This is a genomic window from Mariniphaga anaerophila, from assembly GCF_900129025.1.
Taxonomy (GTDB): Bacteria; Bacteroidota; Bacteroidia; order Bacteroidales; family Prolixibacteraceae; genus Mariniphaga; species Mariniphaga anaerophila.
Genome location: NZ_FQUM01000013.1, coordinates 1 through 26,859, shown reverse-complemented (window position 1 = coordinate 26,859; position 26,859 = coordinate 1). Strand labels below are relative to the sequence as shown.

The window sequence follows — 26,859 nt, the reverse complement described above, 5'->3', positions numbered from 1 at the left end:
ATTATTTTTTTACGGTTTCTACAGGAAACGTATAACTCCCTTTATGTCCTCCAAAATCAAGCAATATTCGATCTACCATAACTCCGGGGTCAACCATCCATAATTTTAACTGATGAACACCTTTTGCATATACATCCTGTTTGGCTGATTTATACGTTGCATTCTTTAATACATTTTGTTTCCATTCTTCACTTCTTCCTTCGGTCACAAAATCAAGTATTACTGGTTGGTTATCATCTATAGCAACTGCACATCGAACTCCTCTCCCTTTAAAAAAAGGATGAGTTGGTATTGCCTGAAGGTTGATTTCGCAGTCTCCAATGGAGTTAGAATAAAATTCATATTCTAAGACTGGACTATTTTCAACAATATCTTCTATACTGGTACGTAGCTTAGCTTTAAAAGGAAAAGATGAAACAACTTTACCAGTATAACCAATTCCTTCAATAACTTTCCAATCAGCTTCCTTTCCATCGAACTTTCTGGTATAATTCTCTGCATTTATTGATACAATATGATTTTGTTCAACAAATCCTTTAAACTTCCGATATTCTTTTGAAATATTACCTTCTATGGATTCTTCAGCACAAGTCTCATTATTACTTTTTATAAGAGTATCCGATTTCGAACGGGCCAAACTAAATTTTGGTTCCAGAAAAACCGGCAGGTGGCGAGGTCGCATATTCATTATTTGATCCCACTTACCATTGCATAGTTCTTTATTGTAATAAATGGTTTCCTTTCTTAGTCTTTGATATGCTTCATTTGATTTTCGGGCATAATACTCCATATCCACCCCGTCATTCTTTAAGGTGGTTTTATATTTAAAGAAATACAACCACTTGTAGTTCAAATTAGCTGTTCCAATTACCGGATAGTATACTAATTCATAAAATGCATCTTTACGATAATTATCAATTCCTTTAGCAACAACTTCAACCTTTTGTACCAGGTTTTCATATTCTTCTATTCTCTTCTGGATCTCATCCACACTCTCATTGATAAATAACTCTGTTTCACCCACCTGAGTAACCGGCTCAACTCGGGTCCATGCCATAAACTCGGGTCGCCGTATAAATGCAAGTCGATTATATTCGTACATCAATTCTACAACCAATTTCGCTACGGTTTTACCAAATTCCCTTTCTGCCCACATCAACATATGGTTCTTCACGTCCTTATCTGACTGAAAGCTGTCCATATTCCAGGCCATATCCATGAATAACTCGGTATTGTATTCATGAGGTTTTATATCCCCTACATTTAATATCCAATATTGTCTTGAATTAAATTGATATGCCTTAAACATTTCTTCCCACATTAAAACCGGATTTGTAGAATTCAACCATAGATAATCGTGTGGTTTGCCCCAATAAGATGTATGATAATAGATACCTGAGCCTCCTTTTCTTTTTTGCTCATCTGGTTTGCATAATTGACGAATGTATCCATAATTGTCATCCGTCCACATTAAACTTATATCTTCAGGCAAAGTCAATCCATTTGTATATGCCGTCAAAACTTCTTTATAAGGAATAAATACCTGAGGAATATCTTCTTTATTCTTCTTTGTAACAGATTCAAGAATATGTCTCTGAGCATTAATTACATCTTCAAGTAAGTTAATCTGAGCATTTATATCTGCACCTCCTGTATTCATGGGAGAATCATGTTCACCACGCATTCCAACGGTATAGATACTTTCAAACCCATTACTTTCTTCAACTCTCTCCTTAAAAAATGCTTTTATGTTAGCTGAATTGGTATCATATCTCCACTCTCCCATCGTTTTTTTATCCCACTCAGCATTAACATTGCAAAGCACTGGTTCACAATGCGAGGTCCCAATAATGATTGCGTAATCATCGGCTACTTTTTTGTTATCTGAAAATGAATAAAATGCCTTTGTACAAGAATGCATTGCTGGCCATATGGTATTAGCTCTTAAGCGTAGCATCAGCTCAAAAATCTTTGAATAAGTTTTTGGTCCAATACTGCCGGTTTCTGGTTCAAAATTTAGAGTAGCCCAACGTTCCAGCCCCCAGTCCTCATCATTCAAAAAAATTCCTCGGTATTTCACTGTAGGAGAACCATATATTCTTTTCTGAATATATAACTCAATATTATCTTTCTTCTCAGGTTTTACATCAGCCCACCATTCCCAAGGAGATACACCAATCATTCGAGATAATTCCATAATTCCATATGCTGTTCCTCTACGATCACTTCCCAGAATGACAAGTGCTTTATCCACCCCTTCGATAGGTCTTTCAACGAGCTGAATTGAATAGGACTCCCATCTTCCTACTATATCAGAAATATCAAGTTCATTCTTGTCAACCAGCTGATTTATCCATTCACTGTTACCTATTGTCCCTGCAATAACTGGAAGTTCACTGCTAAATGAGTCGTTATTAAGTATAGAAACTTCACTCCCAGTAATTCGATAAATATCTTTGACCAGAAGTTCAGCGGCAATTTGAACAACCTTTGCTTCTTTCTTATTTATGTAGATTTCACAATTTTCCGATGGAGAAACTATTGTAAAACTATTTCGACCTAATGGTGAAGCTTCATTTGAACCAATTAAAGCCTGCATAACTATGATAAGCAGTAGTACTTTTCTATGCATTTTGTCTTTTTTTTAAAATTATGAAATTTTAAATTATTGAAGAATTAACTAATATATGCTTAATGATAAAGTTCATAATGACTTTTATTTAATCCGAGATAGGACTTAATAAAAATGACATAACGTAATTTTTACCCGATTTCAACCTGTATTTTTCAAGTGGTTGTGGTCCCCATCCTGCAATTCCACCAAGCCCCATTTGATGAAGAGAGATATTAAAAGTAAAACAATCCCTCTTTTTTAATTCATGAGGATGTCGGGCATTTTCAATATTATCGGAAGAATAAGGAGAAGCACTAACTTCTAACAATTTTTGATTTACTGCATCAAAACGTAATCCTGTATTTAAACTATCTGTATTCGTAAATGACGCCCAACGGATATCACACCTATTTCCACTTTCCTGAGGTTCTAAATAATTAAAAAACGATTCATCAACCGTTCCTCTAAATATCCCGATCCAAGCTCCTTCTTTTCTATCCCAATAATTCTCATGGGGGCCTTTCCCAAACCAAGACCAATCATGATACTTATTTGCCATATCTCCCTGAAAGCCAGCACATGCCAGCATCGGCAAATCATTCTCAACATCAAGATTTAGGTTGATCAGAAGTTCTCCTGTTTCATAAACTATATATTCAATGATTGCTTTTGTATTACCAACTGGAATAGAAACATCCATTATTAGTTTTATTCCGTTATTTAACTCTGAAATATCGAAATGATTGACCGTAGATCTTTCCCCTGCCTTTTTCCATACTTCCATTTTTTTATGAACATCTCCCATCCCTTCATCATTTGATGTTCCCGGACGCCAAAAGTGTAAATGTATTGGAGATGATAAAAGTTCCAATTTATTCGCTTTTATGGAAGAAATATGTCCACTCAATTTATCAAAAACATAGTCGATTTCTCCAGTTGATATGCTCAATTCTTTATCTGTTTGAGAGATAGTGAGATCACGATTTTTTGATTGTTCTGCCCGCATAAAATTCCTTTCAGACCAATCTAACTCAACTTGCTCCCAAGCAATCACATGCTTGGATGATGCCCAGGGAGTATCTTCTGATAAGCACCACTCCATTCTAAAGTGATACTCTGCGCTAGATTTAATTTTTAGTTTTTGCAAAGCCAGTTGGAGTGTTTTAACAGAACTAGGTTGTATAGAAGGCATTTCCAACACACCGGTGGCAATTTCTTTTCCATTTTCAGTTAGTTGCCAGTTCATTAACAATCCAACCAGGTCTTTAAAAAAGAAATTGTTTTTAATATCAAGAAATAATACACCATCTGTGTAGCTGTAATCCTTAAGTTCTACATTTTGATAAACTTTGAATACTTCAGGAACCTTAGGTGTCCAGGAAAAATCGGGCATTAATATCCCGCACATTGCGAATCCAGAAGAATTTGGAATATCTCCATAATCACCACCAATCGTGTAATAACTTGATATATTTCCTTGATTGATTTGAGTTTTTACTAGAGATTTATCTGCCCAATCCCATATAAATCCGCCTTGTGCATATTTTTCCGTGTTAAAAATCTCCCAATATTCTTTCAAATTACCATTAGAATTTCCTCGAGCAAAACTATATTCACATAAAATAGCCGGTTTACGTTCATGCTCTGGTAAATCTTTTACGGTTCCGCAATAATCTTTTAAATCCCATGGTGTCATATACATTTCAGACAACATATCCACATGGGACTCAGGACTATGTCCCTTTCGTGCAATTTCGTAGTGAACAGGTCGAGAAGGATCACGTTCCTTAATCCATTTGCTAGCTTCTTGGAAATTGATACCATCTCCAGCCTCGTTCCCCATTGACCAAACCACAACGGATGGATTATTTTTATCTCTTTCAATAAGGTTCCTAATTCTATCAATATGTGCAGCTTTCCATGTAGTATCCTTTGCTAAAGAGCTTTTGCCATATCCCATTCCATGGGACTCAATATTAGCCTCATCCCAAACATATAATCCATATTCATCGCAAAGCTCTATAAAACGAGGGTCGTTAGGATAGTGCGAAGTTCGAACTGCATTTATGTTAATTTGCTTCATCAACTTTATTTCTTCTAACATTTGCTTCTCGCTCACATAATACCCCGTATGCATGTTATGATCGTGTCGATTAATGCCCTTTATCAGTATTGGTTGTCCGTTTATTAAAAGTTGACCTTTTTGAATTTCACTTGTTCTAAATCCAATTTTCTTGTAATAACTACCAATTAGGTTCTTTTTTCTGTCACGAAGGTTTATGGTTAAACCATACAAATTTGGAATCTCTGCTGACCATTGCTTAACATCCTGAATATCCTGAAATTTTAGTAATAGTCGTTCTTTTTTCAAAGCGTTAATTTGATGATATTGTGTTTGAAGAGTTTGTTGATAACCATATCCAGATATTTCTGCCTCCACATAGATATTCTCCTTTTTGTTAGTTCTATTAAGAATTTCGAGTTCAACGTCTAATATTCCATCTTTGTAGTTATTTTTTAATGTGGGGCGAATGAATATGTCTTTAATATCGGCTGGCGCAGAAGACCATAGAACGACATCTCTGAAGATTCCATGTAATCTCCATGTATCCTGATCTTCTAAATACGACCCATCACAGTTTTGAAATACTTTTACAGCAATTAGGTTTCTTCCTGCTTTTAGTGCTTTTGTAATGTTAAATTCTGCAGGAGTTCTACTGTCTTGGGAATAACCTATAAATTTTCCATTTATCCAAAGATAAAAAGCGCTTTTTACACCATTGAATGTAAGCAGTACTTCTCTTCCATCCCAATCACGAGGAATATCAAAAAATCGTCTGTACATCCCTACCGGATTTCTTGCGTCTTCAGAATAATTCGTAAAGTCTTTCCTCGGAGTACCCATTACCTTTGGAGGATCAACATGAAAAGGATAATCAGTATTTGTATACAGTGGAACACCATAGCCTTCTATTTGCCAGTTTGAAGGAACTGTTATGTTGTCCCAACCACCATCATCAAATAAAGTTTCTTCAAAACCGTTAACTGCCTCATCAGGATTCCCAACATAACAAAATTTCCATTGGCCATTTAGTAACCTGCAATATGGAGATTCTAACCTTTCCTTCGTTTGAGCCATTTCCTCAGTGGGGAAAGGCATTAATGTTGCATGAGGTTCTTCTTTATTTATCCTAAAAATATGCTGATTCTCCCAATCTGTTTGTTGTGCACTGGTTAGTTGAGTTGTCCCTCCCCATGTAAGTATTAGGGAGAGGATAGTTACTAATATTCTAGAGTCTGTCATTGTTATAACATTTGAAGATTCAATACCTACTTACATTTAAAGTTTAATACTGTAAGCGATTTTGAATCCAGGTTTAAATCTATGGTATTGCTATTTTGTTCTAATTCAATATTATATGGAACTATTCTTTCGGGTTCCCTAAAACTATTATAGACAGAAGCCTCAGAACCAGACAAAACGGTGGCAATAACCTTTTTCCTCATCTTTTCTTTGGTTAAAATAGATACAGACAAATTCTTGTTTTGATTTGAAGTATTGACCAGTTTAACATTAATGTTATTGGTCACAGAATCAACACATGCACTAACAAATATCTTTGATCTATCTAATTCTTCTCCTTCTTTCAAGCTTACCGGAATAACGTGAGTTCCGCTATTTAAAGAAAACAGTTTATGAATATAATAATTTGCAGTTCGAAGCACATTTAAATTATCGAACCAAATTAGATTTGGACTCCATTGCCAGGCCTTAACATGTCCCAATAAAGGAGCATACGCAGCCATCTCAACAATATCGCAATTTCGTTCCAATCCCGTCATATATGCGGCTTCAGATAGAGCAGCTTCCCACGTATTTCTTTTTAAAGAATCCTTCAATGTTAATGTATGTGCAGCAAATTCTCCAACAAAAACTTTTTGCCCATGTCGATTATAACTATCATACCTTTCTGTATTTGATAGAAACCACTCTGGAGGTTTATAATAATGTTCGTCCACCAAGTCAGAATAATTGCTATGCTCAAACGCATTCCATAGGTAATGGAATTCTTTTCCATCAGCCCATGGACCAGAGCCAGATATAATCTTAATCTCTGGATATTTATTTTTAATCGCCTTTGCAATACGATTAAACCGAGGAATATAATCCGGTCCCCACTGTTCATTTCCTATTCCGATATATTTAAGATTAAAAGGTTTTGGGTGTCCTAGTTCTGAACGTATTCTTCCCCAATAAGTGTCAACTTTGCCATTTGCAAATTCTATTAAATCTAATGCGTCCTGAACAAAAGGCCCCATTCTTTCTAAAGCAATCAGCTCTGCTGTATTAAACTGGCATGACATTCCACAGTTTATAATTGGTACTGGTTCTGATTTAAGTTCTTCAGACAATAGAAAGTATTCATAAAAACCTATTGCAAAGGTTTGATAATAATCAGGAGTTAAACGTTCACCAAATCCACGATTCCATCTACTAATCATGTTTGAACGTTCTGATTTAGGACCAACTGTCTGTTTCCATTGGTATCTTTCCTGCAAACTATACCCCTCAACAACACACCCACCAGGAAATCTAAAAAAACCAGGTTGTAAATCTGCAATTGTTTCAACAAGGTCTTTTCTGAAGATACTGTTACCAATTTTATAAACATCATTTGGTGTTAGAGAGACATTATCTAAACAAAAATTCCCATTTCCTTCAAAAATGAGTCTTAGTTTTGCATTTAAGCAGGTTTGCTTAGACTTTAAGTATGTATTCTGTTTTTTCCATTTATACCCACAAACAAATATTCTCTTTTCTGCTATTACGTCTCCTCCTTGAGCAATAAGCTGCACCTTACATTTCAATCTAGATCTTCCTTTGGTCTTTGCACTGATAGAAAATTGATAGCTTGCATCTTTTCTTACACCAATTCCACGATATCCCTCATTTTCTAGAATTACAGTATTATTTAATGAGTTGTTCGATATAGATAGATAGTTCGCGTTTTTTGAATATTTTATTTTGCTTTCACATGGTTTACCAAACTGCCAGCCCATATATGAATCAGGAAACTCAAAAGAACCATTCTTTACTAACTCAGGATTTAATCCTCCATCTACTGCAAAATTGATATCTTCAAAAAAGACTCCCCACATTGTTGGACTCAATGTCTTACAGACACTATCTAAATTAACATCGACCTTAATGTTATTTTGCCCTTTAACACTAAAAATACATGCAAAAATCAATAGCATTACACCATAGCCTTTCATCATTTGAAATTTTAATTTTACTACGCAACCGACCTGTATTTCTTTCTAAAACATAGGTAAGCCGATTAATAATTATGGATTGAAATATTGCAGTTAAGAAGTAAAGTCACAAACAATAGAACAACTTCGATGCAATTCTAAAAATCGCGTCTGTGACTTTACTTATTTTATCAGAGTAATCTATTTTTCAGATATCATCTTATACTGTATTATTCATACTGTTAGCATTCTATTCCTTATAAACTTGCCCTTTTATCATCAACTTAGGTCTGAAATCTTCGTTATCATGCCTCATTGAACCAATTTTAACATAGTAAGCATTCTTTTCCAGACAAGTCAGTCTCAATGAAAACTTTTTCACACCCTTGTCAAGCAACTCTTTTACGAAATCTGTTGCATTTATATCAAACTTCCTGATAAGAGTATTTTCATCTTTATCTATACCATAAGCCTGATTTATCGTTGTGTGAATATGACTGTAAGATTCTTCAGCAGGTTGGTTCTTCCAGCATAATGAATTATCCACTAGCTCTTCAGTACCTTCCAAAACAAAAGAATTGGCCAGGTCATGGTGTGAATAAACCAATGAATATGAAATAAAGAACTCATCTTCAGAAGAATCGTTCAAATCAGAATTTGTGAGGTCAAAAGCAATAAACGCTCTTCGTTGATATCCATCAGTAGAACTCTTAAAAGCGACAACAGGTTCTGTATCATAAATACTTGAAGAGTTGTGTTCATGGATATATGCATCAAAACTGTTGGCAAATTCATCTTTTATTGCAAAAACATTTACTGTTGCCAACTCCGACGAAACTTCACCATTCCCAACAAAATTTGAGACAGATACAGGAAAGTAAGATGTTGTATATTCTGGTTTTACAAATAGAGTATCTCTTTTAGTATTGATATTTTCTTTTGTATATTCTTTTTCACCATCCGAATACACTAAATCAAAAGGAGGCTCTCCCTGAAATACCGCTACTATAAACGAAGCAGAATCATTTGCAGGGCTAAAATTATTATTTCCAACAAATTTTACAGCAGGAGGTAAAGAGTCTTTTTCTGTAATTACTGCTTTTATTATTTTGCTGTAATTCCAGGTATCAGATAGTCGCGCACCAACCCTAATATAATTTTCACCTACTGGCATCTTCGATAAAGTAACCGTATTCTCAACACCAATCTGGCTTTGCGAGGTAAGACTATTATATGACCCTGTACGACTGGCAGAACAAGAAGTCTCGTCTACCTCATCATAAGAATTATACATAGCAGCAACACCTTTTAATGCTAGGTCTCCCGTTGCCTCTGTTGCATTCAACTTGTATGTAATATCCCGGTTCCGAACACTAACATCAATTCGTATAAGAGGAGTTAATTCAAAATCTATCCTTCCCCCGTTAATTGCGGTATTTATTTCAACGGTATCTCCTGTGTAAACAAATGCACCACGATAAGGAAACGCCTTATAAGTTCCTGTGAATATTCTATCGGAACGAAATGTTCCATCTTTCTGTACCTGTATGTCCAATGGTTCTGGATTGGGATTATCTGGTATCTGCTCCAGTAATCGAATAACCAATTGACCTTTACTTTTCGATTGCACATTTTCTCCTGTAAGAGGATCAATTAGGTTACCATAAATAGTTTGATCAGGCTGTTCATAGTTGTCATTCAGACATGAGTTTAAAGTCAGCAAGCAAACAATGTATATAAATATTAACTTTTTCATCTCAATCTTTTTTATGATTAATAACCAGGATTTTGTTTCAACAGTGGATTAATATTTATCTCATCCTGTGGAATTCTATTATAATATTGCTTGTTCTCGTATGTTTTAGGGCCATCCGTAATACTAAAACTGACGAAATAGCCATTAAAATCTAAAGAATAGTATAAATCCATTCTTCGAGGTTGCCAAATCTGAAATCTTTCTACCAGGTTTCTGGTTCTCTTTAAGTCCCAGAACAAATGCCCTTCAAATGCTAACTCCACTTCTCGTTCATGTCGGATTCTTTCAATTGTTAGTTCTTCATCATCCAATAATCTTATACCAGCCCTTTCTCTTACCATATTTATTGCAGTTAAAGCCAAAGTTCTATCGGTTCCAAGTTCTTGAGCTGCTTCCGCCATATTTAATAAAATTTCAGCAAAACGCATGTCAATCCAATGAGTCCGGGACTTCCATACTCCTAGTAATTTTGGATCTGTGTTCGGATCAATATATTTTCTCATATAAACGCCTGATAAGCATGACCTAAATGAACCGCCATACTTTCCTGTTGCCCTAACCGAGCTTATCGTTGTATTAATTTCTTTTGTATCGGAATGATAATATTGATTATAATAATTCCCTTTCTTAAAAGAACCATCGACATGAATCCCCTTTTGGATTGATATTTCTTCACCCCTAAATTGAGAAAATGGTGCAATAACAGAACCTAACAATCGCGGATCCCTATCCCTAAACAGGTCCAATGGATGTTCATATAATTTCCTGGTTCCATCATCATTCAATGTTAAAATTGGTCCCACAGTTCCATCCAAATATTCAAACTTCTCAAGAATATCCACAGTAGGTGCTTGTCTCCCAGCATAACCACCAGGAATAAAATACACAGGAGTGCATAGAATATCATAAGAGTGTGTGCTTTTTGTAGCATCGTAATCAAAACCTTTAGCCAAAATTATCTCCGGATTTGATTCATATTCTAAAAATAACTCTGAAAAGTTCTTAGATTTATCTTGTACTTTATTAAACAGCTCATAGCCACCTTCTTCATACACAAGTTTTGCGGCATTAAAACTTGTTTGAAAATATTCATTGGCTTTTGATGCAGGAACTCCAACCAAACCATCGTATTCAAGCTTGCCATATTTGGCTATTGAACCTGCGTAAAGCATCGCCCTTGAAAGATAAGCCGCTGCCACATATTTATTTGCCCTTCCATACTCAGAAGCACCGGTCATATTCTGAACAGCAAATTCAAAGTCGTCACGAATAGCCATCCATACTTCATCTTCAGTATTTCTGGGAATGTTCAGTTTCTCTACATCTCCGTCAACAACAACTTGGGGTTCCAAAAGAACTGGCACACCTCCAAATCTTTTAACAAGCGAAAAGTATGCATAAGCTCGGATAAAACGAGCTTCGCCCAAGTATGTATTTAATACATCAGGTGCAAGAATCTCCTCAACTTTATTAATTTCTACAATAAAATCATTTACATTTCTTATCAATTTGTAAATCTCTTTCCAGTTCTCTCCAAATTCCGATCCATAATATTTATTGGATGTAATTGTTTCATCCACATAATTTGACAGATATCCAAATCCATCACCGGGAAACTGATTGAATCTTCCATTGCAGAAATTAAAGTCTTCAATAGGCATTAAATCATATAATGTGGCAAAATATGCTTTTACGGCGTTAGGATCTTTTACCAGCTGCTCTGTTGAAAGCATGTCGGTTGGTTCAGTATTGAGAAAATTATCGTTACAAGCACTCACCCCGACCACCAAAAGTATGAGTAAACATATATATCGTTTCATAAATTTTTATTTTATCAGATTAAAATTCAAGTTGTACCCCAAGGTTTGTGTTCATTGTAATTGGATAATTATATCCATAATCACGGCTATTTAGCTCAGGATCAACAAAATCAAGACCATTGGTAATAGTAAAAAGGTTGTAACCATTTGCAAAAACTCTGAGCTTCTCAACTCCAACCTTTTGCAATATTGATTTCGGGAAAGTATAACCAATTTCTACACTTTTAAGTCGCACATAGGTAACGTCCCTCCACCAATAATCGGAATTGGCATAATTGTACCGTTCCCCGGTAGATGGGTATCTACCTTTAATCCAGGCACTATTAGGGTCAAAAACATCTTCCCTGTGCCATCTATCCCAAAACTCGGTAATTGGATTTGCATCACCCCAGAAAAGAGGTTGACTCAGTTGCTCAGGATATTTCATTCGATGCATTGTTGCTCCTTGAAACAACATCGAAAAATCAATGTTCTTCCAATTAAAATCGAAATTACAACCAAAATAAATTGTTGGTTTTCCTCTGTCAATTGCTATAACCTTTCTATCGTATTCGTTTATAATACCATCATTATTTAAGTCTTTATATCGAATATCTCCGGGTAGTAACGATTTGTTACCAGCTCCATCAATAACAGGCGCAGCATAAATTTCTTCGAAGTTCTGAAACTGACCGTCGGAGACATAGCCCAATACAACTCCTTTGTAACGTCCCGTCTTACTATAATAATAATCGTCCCACGAATTTCCCGGAGGATTTTCTTCAATGTAATTGTACTCCGATCGTGTATAAGAAATATTACCTGAAATGTTATACCTGGCTTTTCCTATTTTATTATGATGCCCCAATACGATTTCAAATCCTTTATATCGATCTGATTCCAGATTCTCCTGGGGCAATGTAATTCCGTATGTTGCAGGTAAAGTGGCATTACGTGTTTTTAAAAGACCTCTTCGGTCTTTTCTAAATACATCAAGTTCAACACTCAACAAATTTCTCCATAGCCGTGCATCTAATCCAATATTGTATGTTCTTGATACATACCAGGTTAAATCTTCATTTACTGAGTTTTGAATTCCCACTCCTGCATAATGACTGTCTCCAAAATAATAACCACCACTGGGATATCTATAGCCCTGTAAGTATGCAAAATCCTGCACTGCTCCATCATCTCCCAATTTACCGTATGATGCTCTTAGCTTCAAAAAACTTAATACTGAGGATTCCTTATCGATAAAGTTTTCTTCCGAAATTACCCATCCTGCAGATATCCCCGGGAAGAACCCCCATCTACTACCTTCAGGGAATCTGGAAGAACCATCATATCGGAAACTAAACTCAGCCAAATACTTACTCTTAAAAACATAATTTAGTCGTCCTACTAAAGCTCTTCTTCTTCTGTCTGAGAATCTGGAAGAAACATCTTCCTTCTTGGCTTCTCCTGAATTTAAATCGGGAGAAACAAGTATTAACTGGGTTGAGCCACTAATATAATCATACTTCGTTTTTTGTTGTTCTGCAACAAGCAAAGCATTTAAATCATGTCCTTTAAAATTGCGTTTGTAATTTATTGCGAATCTAAGGCCTTCTTTTGCTTCACGTGCTCTTGCTTCACTAAAGGAATTTGGTCCTCCATGAACATAAGGTACATAATTTTCAGTATTCTCATCAAAAAGATATTGATCCCAGGTTTTTGTGAATACCCTATTTCTAGAACTACTTAAGTTGTATGCGTAGGTGAACTTTGAGGATAATCCTTTTATTCCCGGAACTACATACCTCAAATCAAATTTCGATTGAATATATTGATTTTCGGTCTTTACAAATCCAGTATTTTCAGAATATATCAAAGAAACAGGATTGGTACGCCCAGGCATATGCTTGTACTCTGCAATGTAAGCTTCATTATTATTTGCGTAGGCATTTTCGGCTGGATTCATTCTCCATGCTGACCTTAATATATCCATGTTGCTGTGTCGTTGCTTATCACTTCTGGAATTTATATATCCAAGATTAGCCGTTAAAGTCAGACTTCTAGATAATTTTGCGTCAATATTGGATCTATAGTTAATCTTCTGGGCGCTTAGATCCCCACTACTCCACAAACCATCTTCTGTAAAAAAACCAAAAGAGCTGAAATACTTTATATCTTTAGAGCCACCTCGTATCGACATATTGTGATTTTGCTGTTTCGCCCGGTCATCTAGAATAAGGTCTAAATAATTGGTACTTGGTAGTTCTCCCGTTCTGTACATTTCCACTTCTTCGGGAGTATATGTGGTAGTAATGTTATCAAGTTGATGTGCGCTTATTTTTTGATTAACCTGCGACTCAGTCTTTAAAACTGAATATTGATAGGCATTAGAGAGTCTGGGATACTGGGTTATTGTGTTCATCCCAAATTTACCGGAATACCCTACCTTAATGCTTCCTTCTTCTCCTCTTTTGGTTTCCACTAAAATTACACCATTTGCAGCTTGTACTCCATAAATAGCAGCCGAACCGTCTTTTAAAACACTAACACTCTCAATTTCATTGGGATTAAGGCGACTAAATACAGCTTTATCTTGCTCTACACCGTCAATAATAAATAGTGGGTCACCAAAACCACGAATATCTATTTGAGTATCATAAGCCCCTGGCTCACTCGACAATTGTACCACCCTTACACCAGCAGCTCTACCGGTAAGCGTATTGCTTACATCCATAGCTGTAGTTTTTGCCATCTCTTGTCCCTTTACTGTGGAAATGGCGCCTGTAAGACTCTCCTTTTTCTGAGTTCCATACCCAACAACAACAAGTTCATCTAAACCAATAACCGCTTCAAAAAGTTTTACATTTAAGATGGAATTTCCATTCAGGTTCTTCTCTGTCTTTTGAAAACCAATAAATGAAAAAGTGATAACAGCATCCTTCGAAGAAACGGCTAATTCATAGTTCCCGTCCACATCGGTCACTGTCCCGTTTAAGGTCCCCTTTTCCAATATGCTTACACCAACCATTGGTAAAGAATCGGAATCAAAGACAATTCCTCTTACTAAATGATTCTGTCCAAATAAACTGGTACTTGCAATAAGCAGGACATAAAGAATCAGTAATTTTTTGTTCATAAAGTTTAATTTAATCAGTTAAAAAATATTTTGCCGGCAGATTTTTTCAGGTTTTAAACCATACTAAAAATCTATGGCAAACATATATTTGACGGTGCTAATTAATTACTTAATAAAGCTATTAATGACTATCTATTTTTTATTAACAGGAATTTAGGCCCAGATAATCAACACATTGCGATTTAGTTCTAAAAAAGGATGTGTGTTATATTCAAGATTGAAAAGTTAGGTCAATTACGATATAAAACTATATTTAGAGGGAACTTACAATCCTACTTTAATAATTCAGAGAATTGTTTCGGATATTCAGAATTCATTATTTCAGAATATTCATTGCAAAATCTTACGTACTCGCTTTTAGCCTTTTTATATTGTTTCAGTTTATATAGAGATTTTATCTTTACTTTTAATGCCTTTTCATTAATAGTATCGAACTGGTTAAGTATAATATCCATTGTCTCAATTACCGAAAGATGTTTTCTTTGGGAATAATAGTTCCTACCTATTTGCAGTATTGTTTCGATTGCTTTCGACTCGAAATTTTCCTTAAATATATCAATCCCTGGAAAGCTTTCATTAGCTAATAAATTTCCCAATTGATAAAAACTAAGTATATTTTCAGGGTGATTATAATGAGAGTTTTTTAGGTTGGAATAAAGAGATTCCATGTCGATATAAAGAGATTCCCCAACATCAATTATCAATTGATCTCCTTTCCGAATTAGAGATAGACCATCCAATTCTTTAAAAATATTTCGAAGATGATTAAAACTTACACCACGGTTATTTGTGATTTTTTGTTTATCCATTCCTTGCCAAAAGATGGATGCCAATTTATCATTTGTAATATCAACATCAAAAAAGTTATGCAAATATATTGTACAAAATAATTGTCTCAGTTTATTTGAAAAGCGATAGGTGATTTCCGTTCCGTTCTTATCAAACACATGGAAACCACCAATTAAAAGTACAGAATTCTGTTTTCTTATTCTTGTTGGTTCTTTAACATCAGGTTGAATATTTTTCGCCCTCTGTCTTCTTATTACAATAAAAAATACAATTAACACCGCACCAGCACATAAAGCCAACCAAATAATTTCTTGAAATAACGATAACTTTTTATCTTGCTTACATTTGGTTAAGACTCCAATTGGTGGATAGTTCAATCGAAAAATAGATATTTTTGAATATGTTTCCTTCTCAAAGGATTCTCTAACTACTGCAAATAATGCTTGCTCTTTAGAATCGTAAAATAGATAACTGTCTCCTTCTAGTCCTTCTGCCTTCACAGGTAAGGCATTACTTACCACATCATATCTACCGTCAACCAATGAGAAACGATAAAGAATTAAATCACTTTTGGAATCAACACCTAAAATATAAGCGCAACTGTCATCAGGATTTATTATCATTTCAGAACCTGGTAAAAAATCAAATTCATCATCTGTTATTTCCCATTTCTTCACAACAGTCTTCGTGTCTAAATTAATCTCATACAAATCATAAAATTTGCGGATACCTAAGGCTTGTAATCCAGATTCATTTCCCATTCCCCCATAAATAAATAGTTTATTTGTTTTCGGGAATAAACCACCACTAGCATATGTTCGGGGACTAACGAAATCTCCTTTTAAGCTCAAATCTTCCCATTTTAAACTATCAAAATTAAATAACTGTAGTTTATTAAAGTATTTGTAGTGGGCATACCCCCCGAATTTAATAAGGCGAGTAGCATCTCTATTCCATAATAAAAGTGCATTGTAATTCTCTTCAACTTCAGAAACCTTTTCTATTGCCGTCCATTTTTTATCATCTGGGATATAAGATGAAAATGCCTTCTGACCATTGCTTTTAAAAAAATGAAAATCGAATGAAATGAGCTCTTCTATTTTTTGATTATAAAGGGAAAAGTTTTGATCTGTGTAAAATGGACGCGAATGTGTATAATGTTCTATTTTCAGGTGATTCTTGTTAGTATTAAAACGACTTAGTGAATCCTTGTTTACTAATAAAATATCTTGATTTAAGGAATCAAAACTGACACCATTCATCTTATCATAGCAACCAGAGTGAACTTCTTCCCACAAAAAGTGCTTATGAATCAACCAAAATGGATTATTGACGAATGCCTTTTTTCCGTTAATACTATCTATAGCCTCAGTCCCTGAATCCTGCTCTAATAGCCAATAATACCTTTTCCTATTTCCAATAGAACACTTTATGTCACGAATATCAAATGCTGCTACGTCTCCATTTAAGAAGTCAAGCTGTCCAAACTTTATACTAAGAAACTTTATATTTTGGTTGTTATATTGAAACTGATAATTCTGTCCCGAAACAGAAATTTGGCCAAGTCCAGTGTCCTGATTTATTTTAAGGTTGCATTTTATCCAATTCTTGTTTTCTTTTTCCATCGAAAATATTATTGGCTGTGTTTTTCCATTAAAATTAAAAATATAACCACCTTCTCCTGAGCTTGATTCTGGATGAAAAACAAACTGCGCCAATGGCTCCATTCTTTTTTTACTATGTCCTCCTTGAATACTAAAAATATATCCAAACTTATTTTTGTTATATATCTTGAACTCAAATTCCAGCTCTAATTTCTGTTTTATATTGATAGGTTCCGGAAACAGAACTAAAGATGTACGTTCCTCAACAGGTTTTTCCTGTGAATAAAATCTTAATCCTCTAACTTTTTCATCGTTACTATATACCTCGTTGGTATATACGAGAATTATTGCTAGTAAAAAAACAGATAACAAAACTTTATGGGCACTCATTGACAGAAATTATATACTAAAAATGATAAAGTTAAAGTCAATAATAATAATAATAATAATAATAATAATAATAACGTGAGTTCGGCTTAAGCGAAAGTACAAATTTTGTTGTTTTCAACATTTTCATCCAGATTCAAGGTAGGTTTTTTGGGCATGTACGAATAGGCGATCAATCCTGAGAGCAGGTTGGTTAGGAAGTTTCCGAAGCAACGATGCCTTGTATGTTCTATCTGACACATGTTTTTTAATTCATCGTTTACCGATTCAATCAAGGCCCTTTTCCGTAACAATATTTTATCCTGGGTCAGCATCAAAGAATTCTTCATGTTTTTTCTGATTTTGGTAATTAGGTGGATACCATCGATAAAAAGTTCGTCAAACAATGTTTCAGAGATGTAACCTTTGTCACCAATTAGTTTCCCAAATATCTTGTGATAATGATACTAATTAGTGAGTTCAACAAAACGTAACATCTCTGATCAATTATTTATGTATAACGCGAGATTATTTCTTATACTTTTCAGGGCTGATGATATATGGTGCTCAACGGTTCTTCTTGATAAACCAAGCCCCTCTGCAATTTCTTGATTTTTCATTCCTTTAATCCGACTCAATTCAAACACTTCTCTACAACGAGGAGACATACAATGAAGTGACTCTTTCAATATATCGTCAATTTCACCTTTGTAAACCCAATTCTCCGGAGTAGCATTTGATACGATTTCAAAAGAATAATTCATATATTTCTCCCGTACTTTTTGATGTTTCAAGAAATCAATACTCCGATTCCTTGCAGAAGAATACAAGTAGTTTTTTATCGATCCCTTCAAAAATCCCATGTCTCCTTTTAACCATATTGTTAAAAATATTTCTTGTACAACATCCTCGGCTTGCTCTCCACTTCTCAATATGCTAGTGACAAAGTAAGATAGCTCTGCATAATACTTTTTATATAATAAATCGAATGTATTATGCAGACGTCCAGATGTTTCTCTTTCTATACTATTTATCTTCATTCAAATCAATCTTCTCAGAATGTTTTACCTCAACTACTTTAAACTTGTGTCGAACCAACTATTATGAATTAGCAACCGCTTAATTCATGTGTTATCCTAAATATTAACCAGTAATTTTAAAAAACAGTTTGTAGGTTTTTGGGGAATCATAATCCCAAAATATAGTCAATTGAATTTATCTTTCTGGTTGTATCAGAATATAATCCTTTTCGTATTGCTTATACTTTTCTTTAAGCCAATGGTTTTTTGTGAAAAACCGGGGGGATGACTCCAACGATGCTTCCCAATTTGCTAGCTTTGATTTTAATTCACGGGCTTTTTCAGGCATGGTTAAAGTCAGATTGTTCATTTCCTGTACGTCTTCTGCCAGGTTGTAAAGCATCGGCAAATCGTGGGGTGTTACGATCAGTTTCCAATCTCCATCGCGAATGGCTTTTCCACGAAATGCTGTTCGCCAATATAATGTTTGGTGCGGTCGGGCCTTTTCAGGTTTATTTCCATAAATAAATGGGAAAAGATTCACTCCATCAAAAACACCATCAGGGTAGGTTCTCTCAATCTCATATGTTTCCGGTTCTTCTGTAGATTCGATGGCTGCGAGCAGTGTTGGTGTTAAATCCATTAAGGTAACTGGCACTTCATATTTCGAACCGGGCTTTATTTTTCCTGGCCACGATATGAAAAGAGGAACCCTTACTCCTCCTTCCAGATAAGTCGACTTCTCTCCACGGTACGGTGCATTGATTGATGCATTTGCCCCACACGGCCCTCCGTTATCGTTAGTAAAAATGATGATTGTATTGTCTAATTGGCCGGTAGATTCCAACGTTTCAAAAATGCGTCCAATACTTTGATTTAAGCAATCCTGCATGGCCAAATAAGTCTGTCTCTTTTTGTCTTTGATATGGGCATATTTTGCGAGGTCTTCTTCCTTTGCCTGAAGTGGTGTATGCGGCGTATTATATGCCAAATAAACAAACCACGGATTCGTTTCATGGTTTTTGTTTATCCAATCAATGGCTTCTTCGGTAAACCAATCGGTAAGGTATGGAACTTTTATTTCGGTTACGGGGCCGTCGTTTCTATGGAGCTTATTCTTATCAGCTTTGGGGAAATACGAATGGTGCCCGCCCATCCAAAATGAATAATCGAAACCACGGGCATTGGGCATCATGTCTTTTGTTTCACCAACATGCCATTTACCAATCATTGCTGTGGAATAACCGTTCCCTTTTATATAATCGCTCATAATATTAAGCGTTGGGTCTATGCCAACATACTCTTCTTTGTAATGCTCCGGAAAATCGTTCCAATTGTGTTCGGCACCAAAGCGGTTTTGGTACATTCCGCTTAACAAGCCGCAACGCGACGGGCCACAAACCGGGCCAGTAACATAAGCCTGTGTAAAAGTTACCCCCGCATCGGCAATTCTGTCAATGCTAGGTGTGGCCACTTGTTTAGAGCCGTTCACACTTAAATCAGCATAGCCCATATCATCGGTTAAAATCAAGAGAATATTGGGTTTCTTTTTAGATTCTGGTTCGAAATTTGTTTGTGCATTTGTTTGTGCAAAACAAAATATTGCGATAAGAACGAATATCATTTTATATCGTTTCATAGTATAATTTTTTATAATTGAATATCTATTTTTTCTTTTTCAAAGGCCATGCCTGCACGCCATGTTTATTCGCCCAATCTTGATATTTTCCCAATAATTTTTCAGCTTTGTCAGGGTATTGCGCTACCAAATCATTCAATTCATAAGGATCATCTGCCAAATTATAAAGTTCCCAGTCTTTTTTGTGCAAGCTTACCAGTTTCCAATCGCCTACCCTAACCGCTGTATTGCCCTCATGTTCCCAGAAAAAGGCACGTGAATCATCTTGTTCTTGCCCGCTTAATAAAGGAAGAAAAGATTTACCATCAGGCTTATCCAGTTCCTGCCCGTTGTAAGTTTTGGGATAATCTGCTCCAGCAAGCTCCAAACAGGCAGGCATAATATCGGTGATATGGGCGTGCTCCCTGATGTATTCACCTTTTTTGTCCAATCCTGCCGGCCAGCGCATAATAAGCGGGGTAATGTTTCCGCCTTCATGTTCTTGCGATTTGCGCATACGGTAAGGTGTATTGCTTACGTTGTACCAAATACCATATCCGGCATTACAATTGCGGCTCCCCAGTTCTGCATCGGGTGTTTTGTTCCAGGCAGTTTGACAAGCACCGTTGTCCGATAAGAACATCACCACAGTATTTTCATCTATACTTTCTTCCTTGAGGCTATTGAATAATTTCCCAATGTTTTGATCAAGACAATCCACCATAGCAGCGTAAACTGCCATTTCCATCGCTTCGACATCTTTATTTTCTACTGAATCCCAGTCAGGATAGACCGGTTCAGAGGCCGGTAAATCGTCATGTACAATCCCCATTTTTTTTTGTTTTTCGAAGCGTGCTTTACGAATTACATCATACCCCACCTTATAGGTTTCACGGTATTTTTCTATATCTTCCTTTTTGGCCTGAAGAGGGAAATGCGGGGCAATGTATGCTAAGTACATAAAAAAAGGTTTATCCTTTTCACGACGGTTTTTAATGTAATCGATGGAATAGTCGGTAAAGGCATCGGTTGAATACCATGTTGAATCGGGATGTTGCTGTTCTCCATTCCAAAACACGGGCCTGTCGTAAAACTTTGATGGATAAAAGTAAATACCACCCCCAGCCGGTGTTCCGTAAAACTGTTCAAAGCCGCGGCGATCGGGCCACCAATCACGCTGTTCATGACCAACATGCCATTTGCCACTCATAAAGGTTTGGTAGCCATTATCTTTTAGCACCTCGGCAATGGTTACACTTTGTTTATTTAAATACCCCTGGTATTCGGGAATCGTTGACCTGGTGTAATCCATATGTCCCATTCCTGCGTCCCACTGGTATTGTCCGGTAAGTATACTTGCTCTTGTTGGGCAGCAACGAGAGGCATTGTAAAAGTTGGTAAACAATACACCCTCCGAGGCCATTTTATCAAGATTTGGGGTTTCTATCTCCGAACCTGTACATCCAAGGTCAGAATAGCCCATATCGTCAACAAGAATTACTATGATGTTGGGCTTTTCAATTTTTGTCCTTGAAGTACAAGCTGTAAGCAAAATAATTAAAACCAGTAAATTTAAATATATTACACGTTTCATTTTATAGTAAATTTATTTTTTGTTGAAAAACTTCTCCTTTATTATTTCGCACCTTCACAATATAAACGCCCTTACTAAAACCGGCCAAATTAATTGTTTTAACCTCGGAAGTTATCAGTTCTAATCCTGACAGCGAATAAACCGAGACAGATTTAAATTGCTCGAGTTCAACATTTAATTGATCACTTGCCGGATTAGGGAAAACTTTAAATGAACGCTCGAATCGATGTTCATGAATCCCGGTCACCACCTCTGAACCATAAACCTCTATTTCAAACATCCGCACCGGGTTATTTCCTGCTGTCATGTACAAACGCACTTTCGAAGTTTTTATCGGTTCGTAAGTTTTGCTATATTCTGCTTGTTCATTGCCGGTTTCATCAAAGATTTTCACCCATTCCGAGCCATCCCAACGTTGAAACTCAAAATTCGCTATAGGTTTGTTATAACCACTATGCCCCACAAAAAAGGCCATGGAATTGATTGCATACTCTTCACCAAAATCAACTTCAATCCAATGTGGATAATCTCCGTTTTTATCGGATAACCATCGGCTTGAGTTGCTTGTTTTATCCCCATCAACCGCTTTATCGCCTGTGTAACCCGTATCGGTTTTATAAATTGAACTTACCGTAACTGTTTTATTCAATGCAATATTTTTTGATATACTTTTTGATGAAAAGGTTTGGTAAACATCCTTTGCCGCAAAGTATTCGTTATTTCCTGCTTGTTGGGCAACAACCGTTATTTCGCCGGCACCATCAATACTTAAGGTATTATTCTCGATACTTGCCTGCCCGGAACTAACAAAAAACTCAACTGGCAAACCTGAACTTGAAAAGGCAGTTAAGACCAGTTCTGCACCCACTTCCTGGTCTGGAATAGAGGAAAAATCAATGGTTTGATCGGCCAATGTAGTTTCACTTCCCTCTTCGTGTATGGCAATTTTTAACGAATTCACGCTGAATGGAGAAGCATTAAACTTAATTTGCTCAACAGCTTTATTGTAGGTCTGCCTTAAAGTATTTTCACCATCATGCTTTTCGTTGCTTACCCAGACATCAAAACTTTTTATACCATTTGTTGCTGGAGCACCAGCAACATCAATTGTTACCAACTCTGGTGTCGCTGTAATGTTTGTATAGTGCAGGTAAACGGTATCTTGCGTTTCCTTTCGTAAACATAATACCCGATTACCAAATGTTGCGCTTAATTTTTTTCCGACCACAAACGACGAATCGGGTTGCAGGGAAGTGAGCTGTTTATAGCCATCGTATATTTTTGATTTAAACGGCTGACCACCATTAGGAGTTCCAAGCAATGCAGCATTGTTCCCCGAGCTATTATTCATATTGAAACAAAAAAAGTGGTTTACACCGCCATTAACCGCATCGCTAATTCGCAAAGCTATCGATACATCTCCTATATAATCAGGCTCCTCGTTCCCGAATATTTCTTTTAATCCATCACCATCCTGCAATTTTCCGGTCTGCTCATTATTCTGAAAAGGCTTGCCCTCAATATAATCGTAAATCGCTGTGTACTCATCCTCAATCCACCCAAGACTGTAACCATGCGTTGTTACAATATCAAGGTTTTCATAAGCTCCCGGAAGTTTTGTTTTCCATTCGTTAAACCATTTTACTGTTCCACCAACGCTCCAGTTACTTATCCCTGCAACCTTAGGCATTATAATACCAGAGGGATTTTGAATGGCATCATTCAACTTTTCCTTTAACAGTGGAATAGCCTCGGAAAATAATCTGCCGTAGTAAATGGCATTATCATTGCTAATCCCCCCGGCTTCATTTAATAAATCCAGTTCATCAACAACCAGGCCCCGGTCCGAAAATCCTTTCAAAATCGCAAAATAGTAATCTGCAATTTTCTGGTAAATATTGGCAATATTTGGGTCGTATTTCCCTTTTTGAGGTTGCCCTTCATTATCCTGTTCTTCCAGATTATCCGGAAAGTCATTACAACTCACTTGAATTTTAATATTTGGCTTGTACGTCTTCACATCGTTAACAATGCTAACAAAATCGTCGTACGATTTCTCAACGGTTTCAGGAGTGCCGTTAATATAGATTTTGGCGTAGTCTATATTTAGATCGCCTGCAATCATTTTGGCTGCTTTATCCCGGTTATCCGGACTCATACTTAGCCACAGGTAATTCCAGTTGTCAAACGTTCCACCACCACCGTAAAATTGCTGTTGTTTTTCGTCGATGTTTATGGTAATCTCCTGACAAAAAGAAAGGGGAATCGCGGTAACCATTATAAAAAATGTGGTTATAAGTTTGGTTCTTAAGTTTTTCATTTTGTAGTTTTATTGTTTTTATAGTATCGGAATTAATCGTATCTGCTCGACTATCCTGAGCATCGGCTTTACGCCAATTGGCAAAAAAGGCAGGTTGCCATACATTCACCTTGTCGTGTTCAAATTCAAAGAGAGTTAGCCTTAAAAGATATTAATTTGTTATAAAGGCAATTGCCATGAACAAGCTTTGTTAAAAGGAACAATACCAATATAATTAGAAAATGTCGAAATCATCTTTGACCCTTTTGGCAGGTAGCTTTAGTATACGCTCTTTTTCAAATCCTAAATATCCATATGATACTGTTATTTTTGATTTCTTAGGATAATCAAGCTTTAGCTTACCTGTGAATATTCCCGTATTTACACCTGTTTCGAACACCTGAACTTTAAACGGCGCAGATTGATTAACCTTCACATCTACCCACCCTGCATCTCTTTTATTCCAATCAACATTCAAAGGAGCTTGCAATTCGATAGTGACAATATCACCAACATTTACTTTATCAATCCATTCCTTTTCTGTAACACCCGGTCCTAAATCGCCAAGCATTTTTTCTACTGAAACTTTCTCAATTTCTTTTTCATAACCATTATCAAATATTTTTAATTGAGTTGAACCCAATTCAGCAAAAGCAATTGCCGATAAAACTGGTCGGTTTGAAACTGGCCAACCTTCTGTATGATACCATGTATTTACGCTCTTATCATATAATGCTTCCGGATTATATGGGAAACATCCATTGTGCGGAGAGCCATCTAAACAACCTCTTACGTTTCCTAATTCTCCCGTACCATGTGCTTGATGAAAAGGCCATCCATTTTCTACCCCCGGCCAATAACCGTTCCTACTTACTCTAACTTTATCTTTATGACTTAAATGTGCACCAGCAGGATTTAATCCAAATATAAAATCTATTTGTGCCCATCCTAAACCTCTCATAAATTGATCGTTTAACAAATGCCCCGTAACAAAGAATGACCCCGCTAAACCTGGTACTGTTCCTAATTCTTTACTTTTAGGATGAGCCCATTCTTTATCATTATGTGTTCGGTATTTCCAGGGATTATCTGTTCTGGTAAGCACATATTTTCTATATTCATCTAATTTTTCAATAGCGCCTGGCACCTCTGTTGGAGACACTAAAACGAAATAACCTAAAGCCTGCGGCGTGATATGTTCGGCATTCCTTAATGCCCACATATGCCATTCATTATTAAAATCCCAATTTTCTATGATATCCTGGGCACAGTTCTGAGCATATTTAAAAAATCTTTCTGGGTGACCATTGGGTTCATTCTTCTCGCATAAATACATCATCGTATTTCGAAACAATCCTTGCCCAAAAGCACTTCCCTGTTCGTTAAACTCATTTCTTCCTTTATCAATCCATTTCTTACTTACAACCCAATACCTTACCTCTTTATGCCTGTCAAATGTTTCCCAGCGCTCCAAGCATAGATTCCGGTATTTACTATAAGTATCTTCGTCCAAATAGGGCTTTAAAAAAGGATTATAAGCAGCACAAATAGCAGCAAGCTGATCCAGATAATTCTGATAATCGAACTCCTGAACCTCCTCTCCTTCATAGCCAAAGACACGAACCGTGTTATAATCTCTGTGTTTAACGTGGTGACTGCTGGAACCTCCCCGGTGAAATACAGCATTATAAGCAAATTCTCCGTGCCACAGGATTAAATCAATTAAATCCGGTGTATCCATTCCTCTCAATTCTGTCGTCCACTTATTAAACAATGCAGGATTGGCAGAATACAATAATACCTCAAATAATGCTTCAAGTGTTTGGCCTCCACCATCTCGAGATGGACCACCTCCGGTAATGCAAGCAGGACTCATTTTGGGATCCTCACCTCCTCTTGCATCAATAAAATATTCATAAGCCAACTTAGATGACCTGGTCTCGAACAATTTGTCTGCTATCCAGAATGGTACAGAATAGCCTTTACCCGCAATCTTTATAATGTATTCGTGCGCCGATGGAGAAGGATTAAAATCACTAAAGTCTCCAGAAAATTCAGAAGTTTTTCCTGTAAATAACGGATTTGCAGAATTATTAACTGAATCATTGGCAAGATAGATACCAAAATCAGTACCATCCGGAATACCCCACATTACAAACCGTTTACCTTCGCCGAGATTATATCCCATCTGGTTTACCAATATAGGAGATTCTCGCTTATCTTTTAAATAAGTTTTGGGAGGAGCACTTTTCGTCTTAGAATCAATATCGTTTTGTGCCTCAGCTCTCCAAAATATCATGCCTAATACACAAATCACTACAAATTTTAAGTATTTCATTTTATTAATTTTTATTGTTTCAAAAGCCTATTTAATAGGCACTTTTATTTCATTCTCGAAACAGACCCCATTTATATTAACTTTAATTGCAGTTGACCCGGAGGTTCGCCAACCTGAACTTTATATGCCCGGTTGGTACTTCTAAGCATTTCTACCATATCGAGCATACTTATCGGGTGTATCCTTACTAATGAAGCTACTACTGAAAATGCCTTCTTGGTTTGTGCTATTTTTTGAATAACAGTCATTAATAATTGAGCAATTAATGTACACCGAACCTGTGAGCGTATTACATTTTCGTTTTCTTCATAGAAATAATGCAACTGGAAGTTTTGCTTCATTTTATTGAAAAGCAATTCTATACCCCAACGTTTTTTATAAAGAAAGGCTACTTCTTCTGCACTAATCTCAAAATTATTGGTCAAAAATTCAAAGTACCTGTTCTTTTCATCTTGGTAGCAAACCTTACGCAAACGGATTTTTTTGAAAACCTTCAATTGTCTTTCCCCATTCTCATCTTCGGGATGATAGGTGAGTTCAATAACCGCGTCACAGAGTACTTTTGCTGCCGTTATTTTTACGAACCGACCTACAGATTGCACTACATCGATAAGCGTGTGGACTTTTAGCCCACCTTTCTTTTTGCCATCTCCTTTGGGAATACGCCCAACCCCTTT

General features: G+C 36.2%; 13 protein-coding genes and 1 pseudogene. All 14 read right to left on the bottom strand.

Annotated features, from left to right (window positions below):
* Position 1 precedes the first annotated feature (1 nt).
* Positions 2-2,632 carry a glycosyl hydrolase 115 family protein gene (locus tag BUB08_RS18130; protein ID WP_073003339.1) on the bottom strand — a complete coding sequence of 877 codons (2,631 nt, stop codon included), beginning with the start codon at positions 2,630-2,632 and terminating at the stop codon, positions 2-4.
* A gap of 88 nt (positions 2,633-2,720) precedes the next feature.
* The gene (locus BUB08_RS18125; RefSeq protein ID WP_073003338.1) at positions 2,721-5,918 is read right to left on the bottom strand and encodes a beta-galactosidase, LacZ type; all 3,198 of its coding nucleotides are present in this window, start codon (positions 5,916-5,918) and stop codon (positions 2,721-2,723) included.
* 26 nt (positions 5,919-5,944) lie between these two features.
* Positions 5,945-7,894, bottom strand: coding sequence for an alpha-L-arabinofuranosidase C-terminal domain-containing protein (locus BUB08_RS18120; RefSeq protein WP_073003337.1), 1,950 nt, complete (start codon positions 7,892-7,894; stop codon positions 5,945-5,947).
* 226 nt (positions 7,895-8,120) lie between these two features.
* Positions 8,121-9,626, bottom strand: a complete 1,506-nt coding sequence (locus BUB08_RS18115) for a DNRLRE domain-containing protein (RefSeq protein WP_073003336.1) — start codon at positions 9,624-9,626, stop codon at positions 8,121-8,123.
* Between the two features lie 17 nt (positions 9,627-9,643).
* Positions 9,644-11,446 carry a RagB/SusD family nutrient uptake outer membrane protein gene (locus BUB08_RS18110; protein WP_083570854.1) on the bottom strand — a complete coding sequence of 601 codons (1,803 nt, stop codon included), beginning with the start codon at positions 11,444-11,446 and terminating at the stop codon, positions 9,644-9,646.
* Positions 11,447-11,465: 19 nt separating this feature from the next.
* Entirely contained in the window at positions 11,466-14,555 is a 3,090-nt protein-coding gene (locus tag BUB08_RS18105) for a SusC/RagA family TonB-linked outer membrane protein (protein WP_073003334.1), read from the bottom strand.
* Positions 14,556-14,827: 272 nt separating this feature from the next.
* A complete protein-coding gene (locus BUB08_RS18100) occupies positions 14,828-17,338 on the bottom strand; it encodes an outer membrane protein assembly factor BamD (protein WP_073003333.1) in 2,511 nt (836 codons plus the stop codon).
* Between the two features lie 86 nt (positions 17,339-17,424).
* Positions 17,425-17,766 (bottom strand): annotated as a pseudogene (locus tag BUB08_RS18095) (transposase); the annotation flags it as partial.
* Positions 17,767-17,817: 51 nt separating this feature from the next.
* Complete coding sequence (locus BUB08_RS18090) at positions 17,818-18,354, bottom strand: RNA polymerase sigma-70 factor (protein WP_073003332.1); 537 nt, start codon at positions 18,352-18,354, stop codon at positions 17,818-17,820.
* A 175-nt stretch (positions 18,355-18,529) separates the two neighbouring features.
* A complete protein-coding gene (locus tag BUB08_RS18085) occupies positions 18,530-19,972 on the bottom strand; it encodes a sulfatase-like hydrolase/transferase (RefSeq protein ID WP_073003331.1) in 1,443 nt (480 codons plus the stop codon).
* Positions 19,973-19,997: 25 nt separating this feature from the next.
* Positions 19,998-21,545 (bottom strand): arylsulfatase, encoded by a 1,548-nt coding sequence (locus BUB08_RS18080; protein WP_073003330.1) that lies wholly within the window; start codon positions 21,543-21,545, stop codon positions 19,998-20,000.
* A gap of 1 nt (position 21,546) precedes the next feature.
* Complete coding sequence (locus BUB08_RS18075) at positions 21,547-23,865, bottom strand: discoidin domain-containing protein (protein WP_083570853.1); 2,319 nt, start codon at positions 23,863-23,865, stop codon at positions 21,547-21,549.
* Between the two features lie 214 nt (positions 23,866-24,079).
* Positions 24,080-26,182 (bottom strand): hypothetical protein, encoded by a 2,103-nt coding sequence (locus tag BUB08_RS18070; protein ID WP_217651654.1) that lies wholly within the window; start codon positions 26,180-26,182, stop codon positions 24,080-24,082.
* Between the two features lie 71 nt (positions 26,183-26,253).
* The coding region (locus BUB08_RS18065; RefSeq protein ID WP_139249790.1) for a transposase at positions 26,254-26,859 on the bottom strand (606 nt) is incomplete at its 5' end.

Coding starts and splice junctions, on each gene's coding strand:
- BUB08_RS18130 (WP_073003339.1), bottom strand. CDS start 2,632: ATGCATAGAAAAGTACTACTGCTTATCATAGTTATGCAGGCTTTAATT.
- BUB08_RS18125 (WP_073003338.1), bottom strand. CDS start 5,918: ATGACAGACTCTAGAATATTAGTAACTATCCTCTCCCTAATACTTACA.
- BUB08_RS18120 (WP_073003337.1), bottom strand. CDS start 7,894: ATGATGAAAGGCTATGGTGTAATGCTATTGATTTTTGCATGTATTTTT.
- BUB08_RS18115 (WP_073003336.1), bottom strand. CDS start 9,626: ATGAAAAAGTTAATATTTATATACATTGTTTGCTTGCTGACTTTAAAC.
- BUB08_RS18110 (WP_083570854.1), bottom strand. CDS start 11,446: ATGAAACGATATATATGTTTACTCATACTTTTGGTGGTCGGGGTGAGT.
- BUB08_RS18105 (WP_073003334.1), bottom strand. CDS start 14,555: ATGAACAAAAAATTACTGATTCTTTATGTCCTGCTTATTGCAAGTACC.
- BUB08_RS18100 (WP_073003333.1), bottom strand. CDS start 17,338: ATGAGTGCCCATAAAGTTTTGTTATCTGTTTTTTTACTAGCAATAATT.
- BUB08_RS18090 (WP_073003332.1), bottom strand. CDS start 18,354: ATGAAGATAAATAGTATAGAAAGAGAAACATCTGGACGTCTGCATAAT.
- BUB08_RS18085 (WP_073003331.1), bottom strand. CDS start 19,972: ATGAAACGATATAAAATGATATTCGTTCTTATCGCAATATTTTGTTTT.
- BUB08_RS18080 (WP_073003330.1), bottom strand. CDS start 21,545: ATGAAACGTGTAATATATTTAAATTTACTGGTTTTAATTATTTTGCTT.
- BUB08_RS18075 (WP_083570853.1), bottom strand. CDS start 23,865: ATGAAAAACTTAAGAACCAAACTTATAACCACATTTTTTATAATGGTT.
- BUB08_RS18070 (WP_217651654.1), bottom strand. CDS start 26,182: ATGAAATACTTAAAATTTGTAGTGATTTGTGTATTAGGCATGATATTT.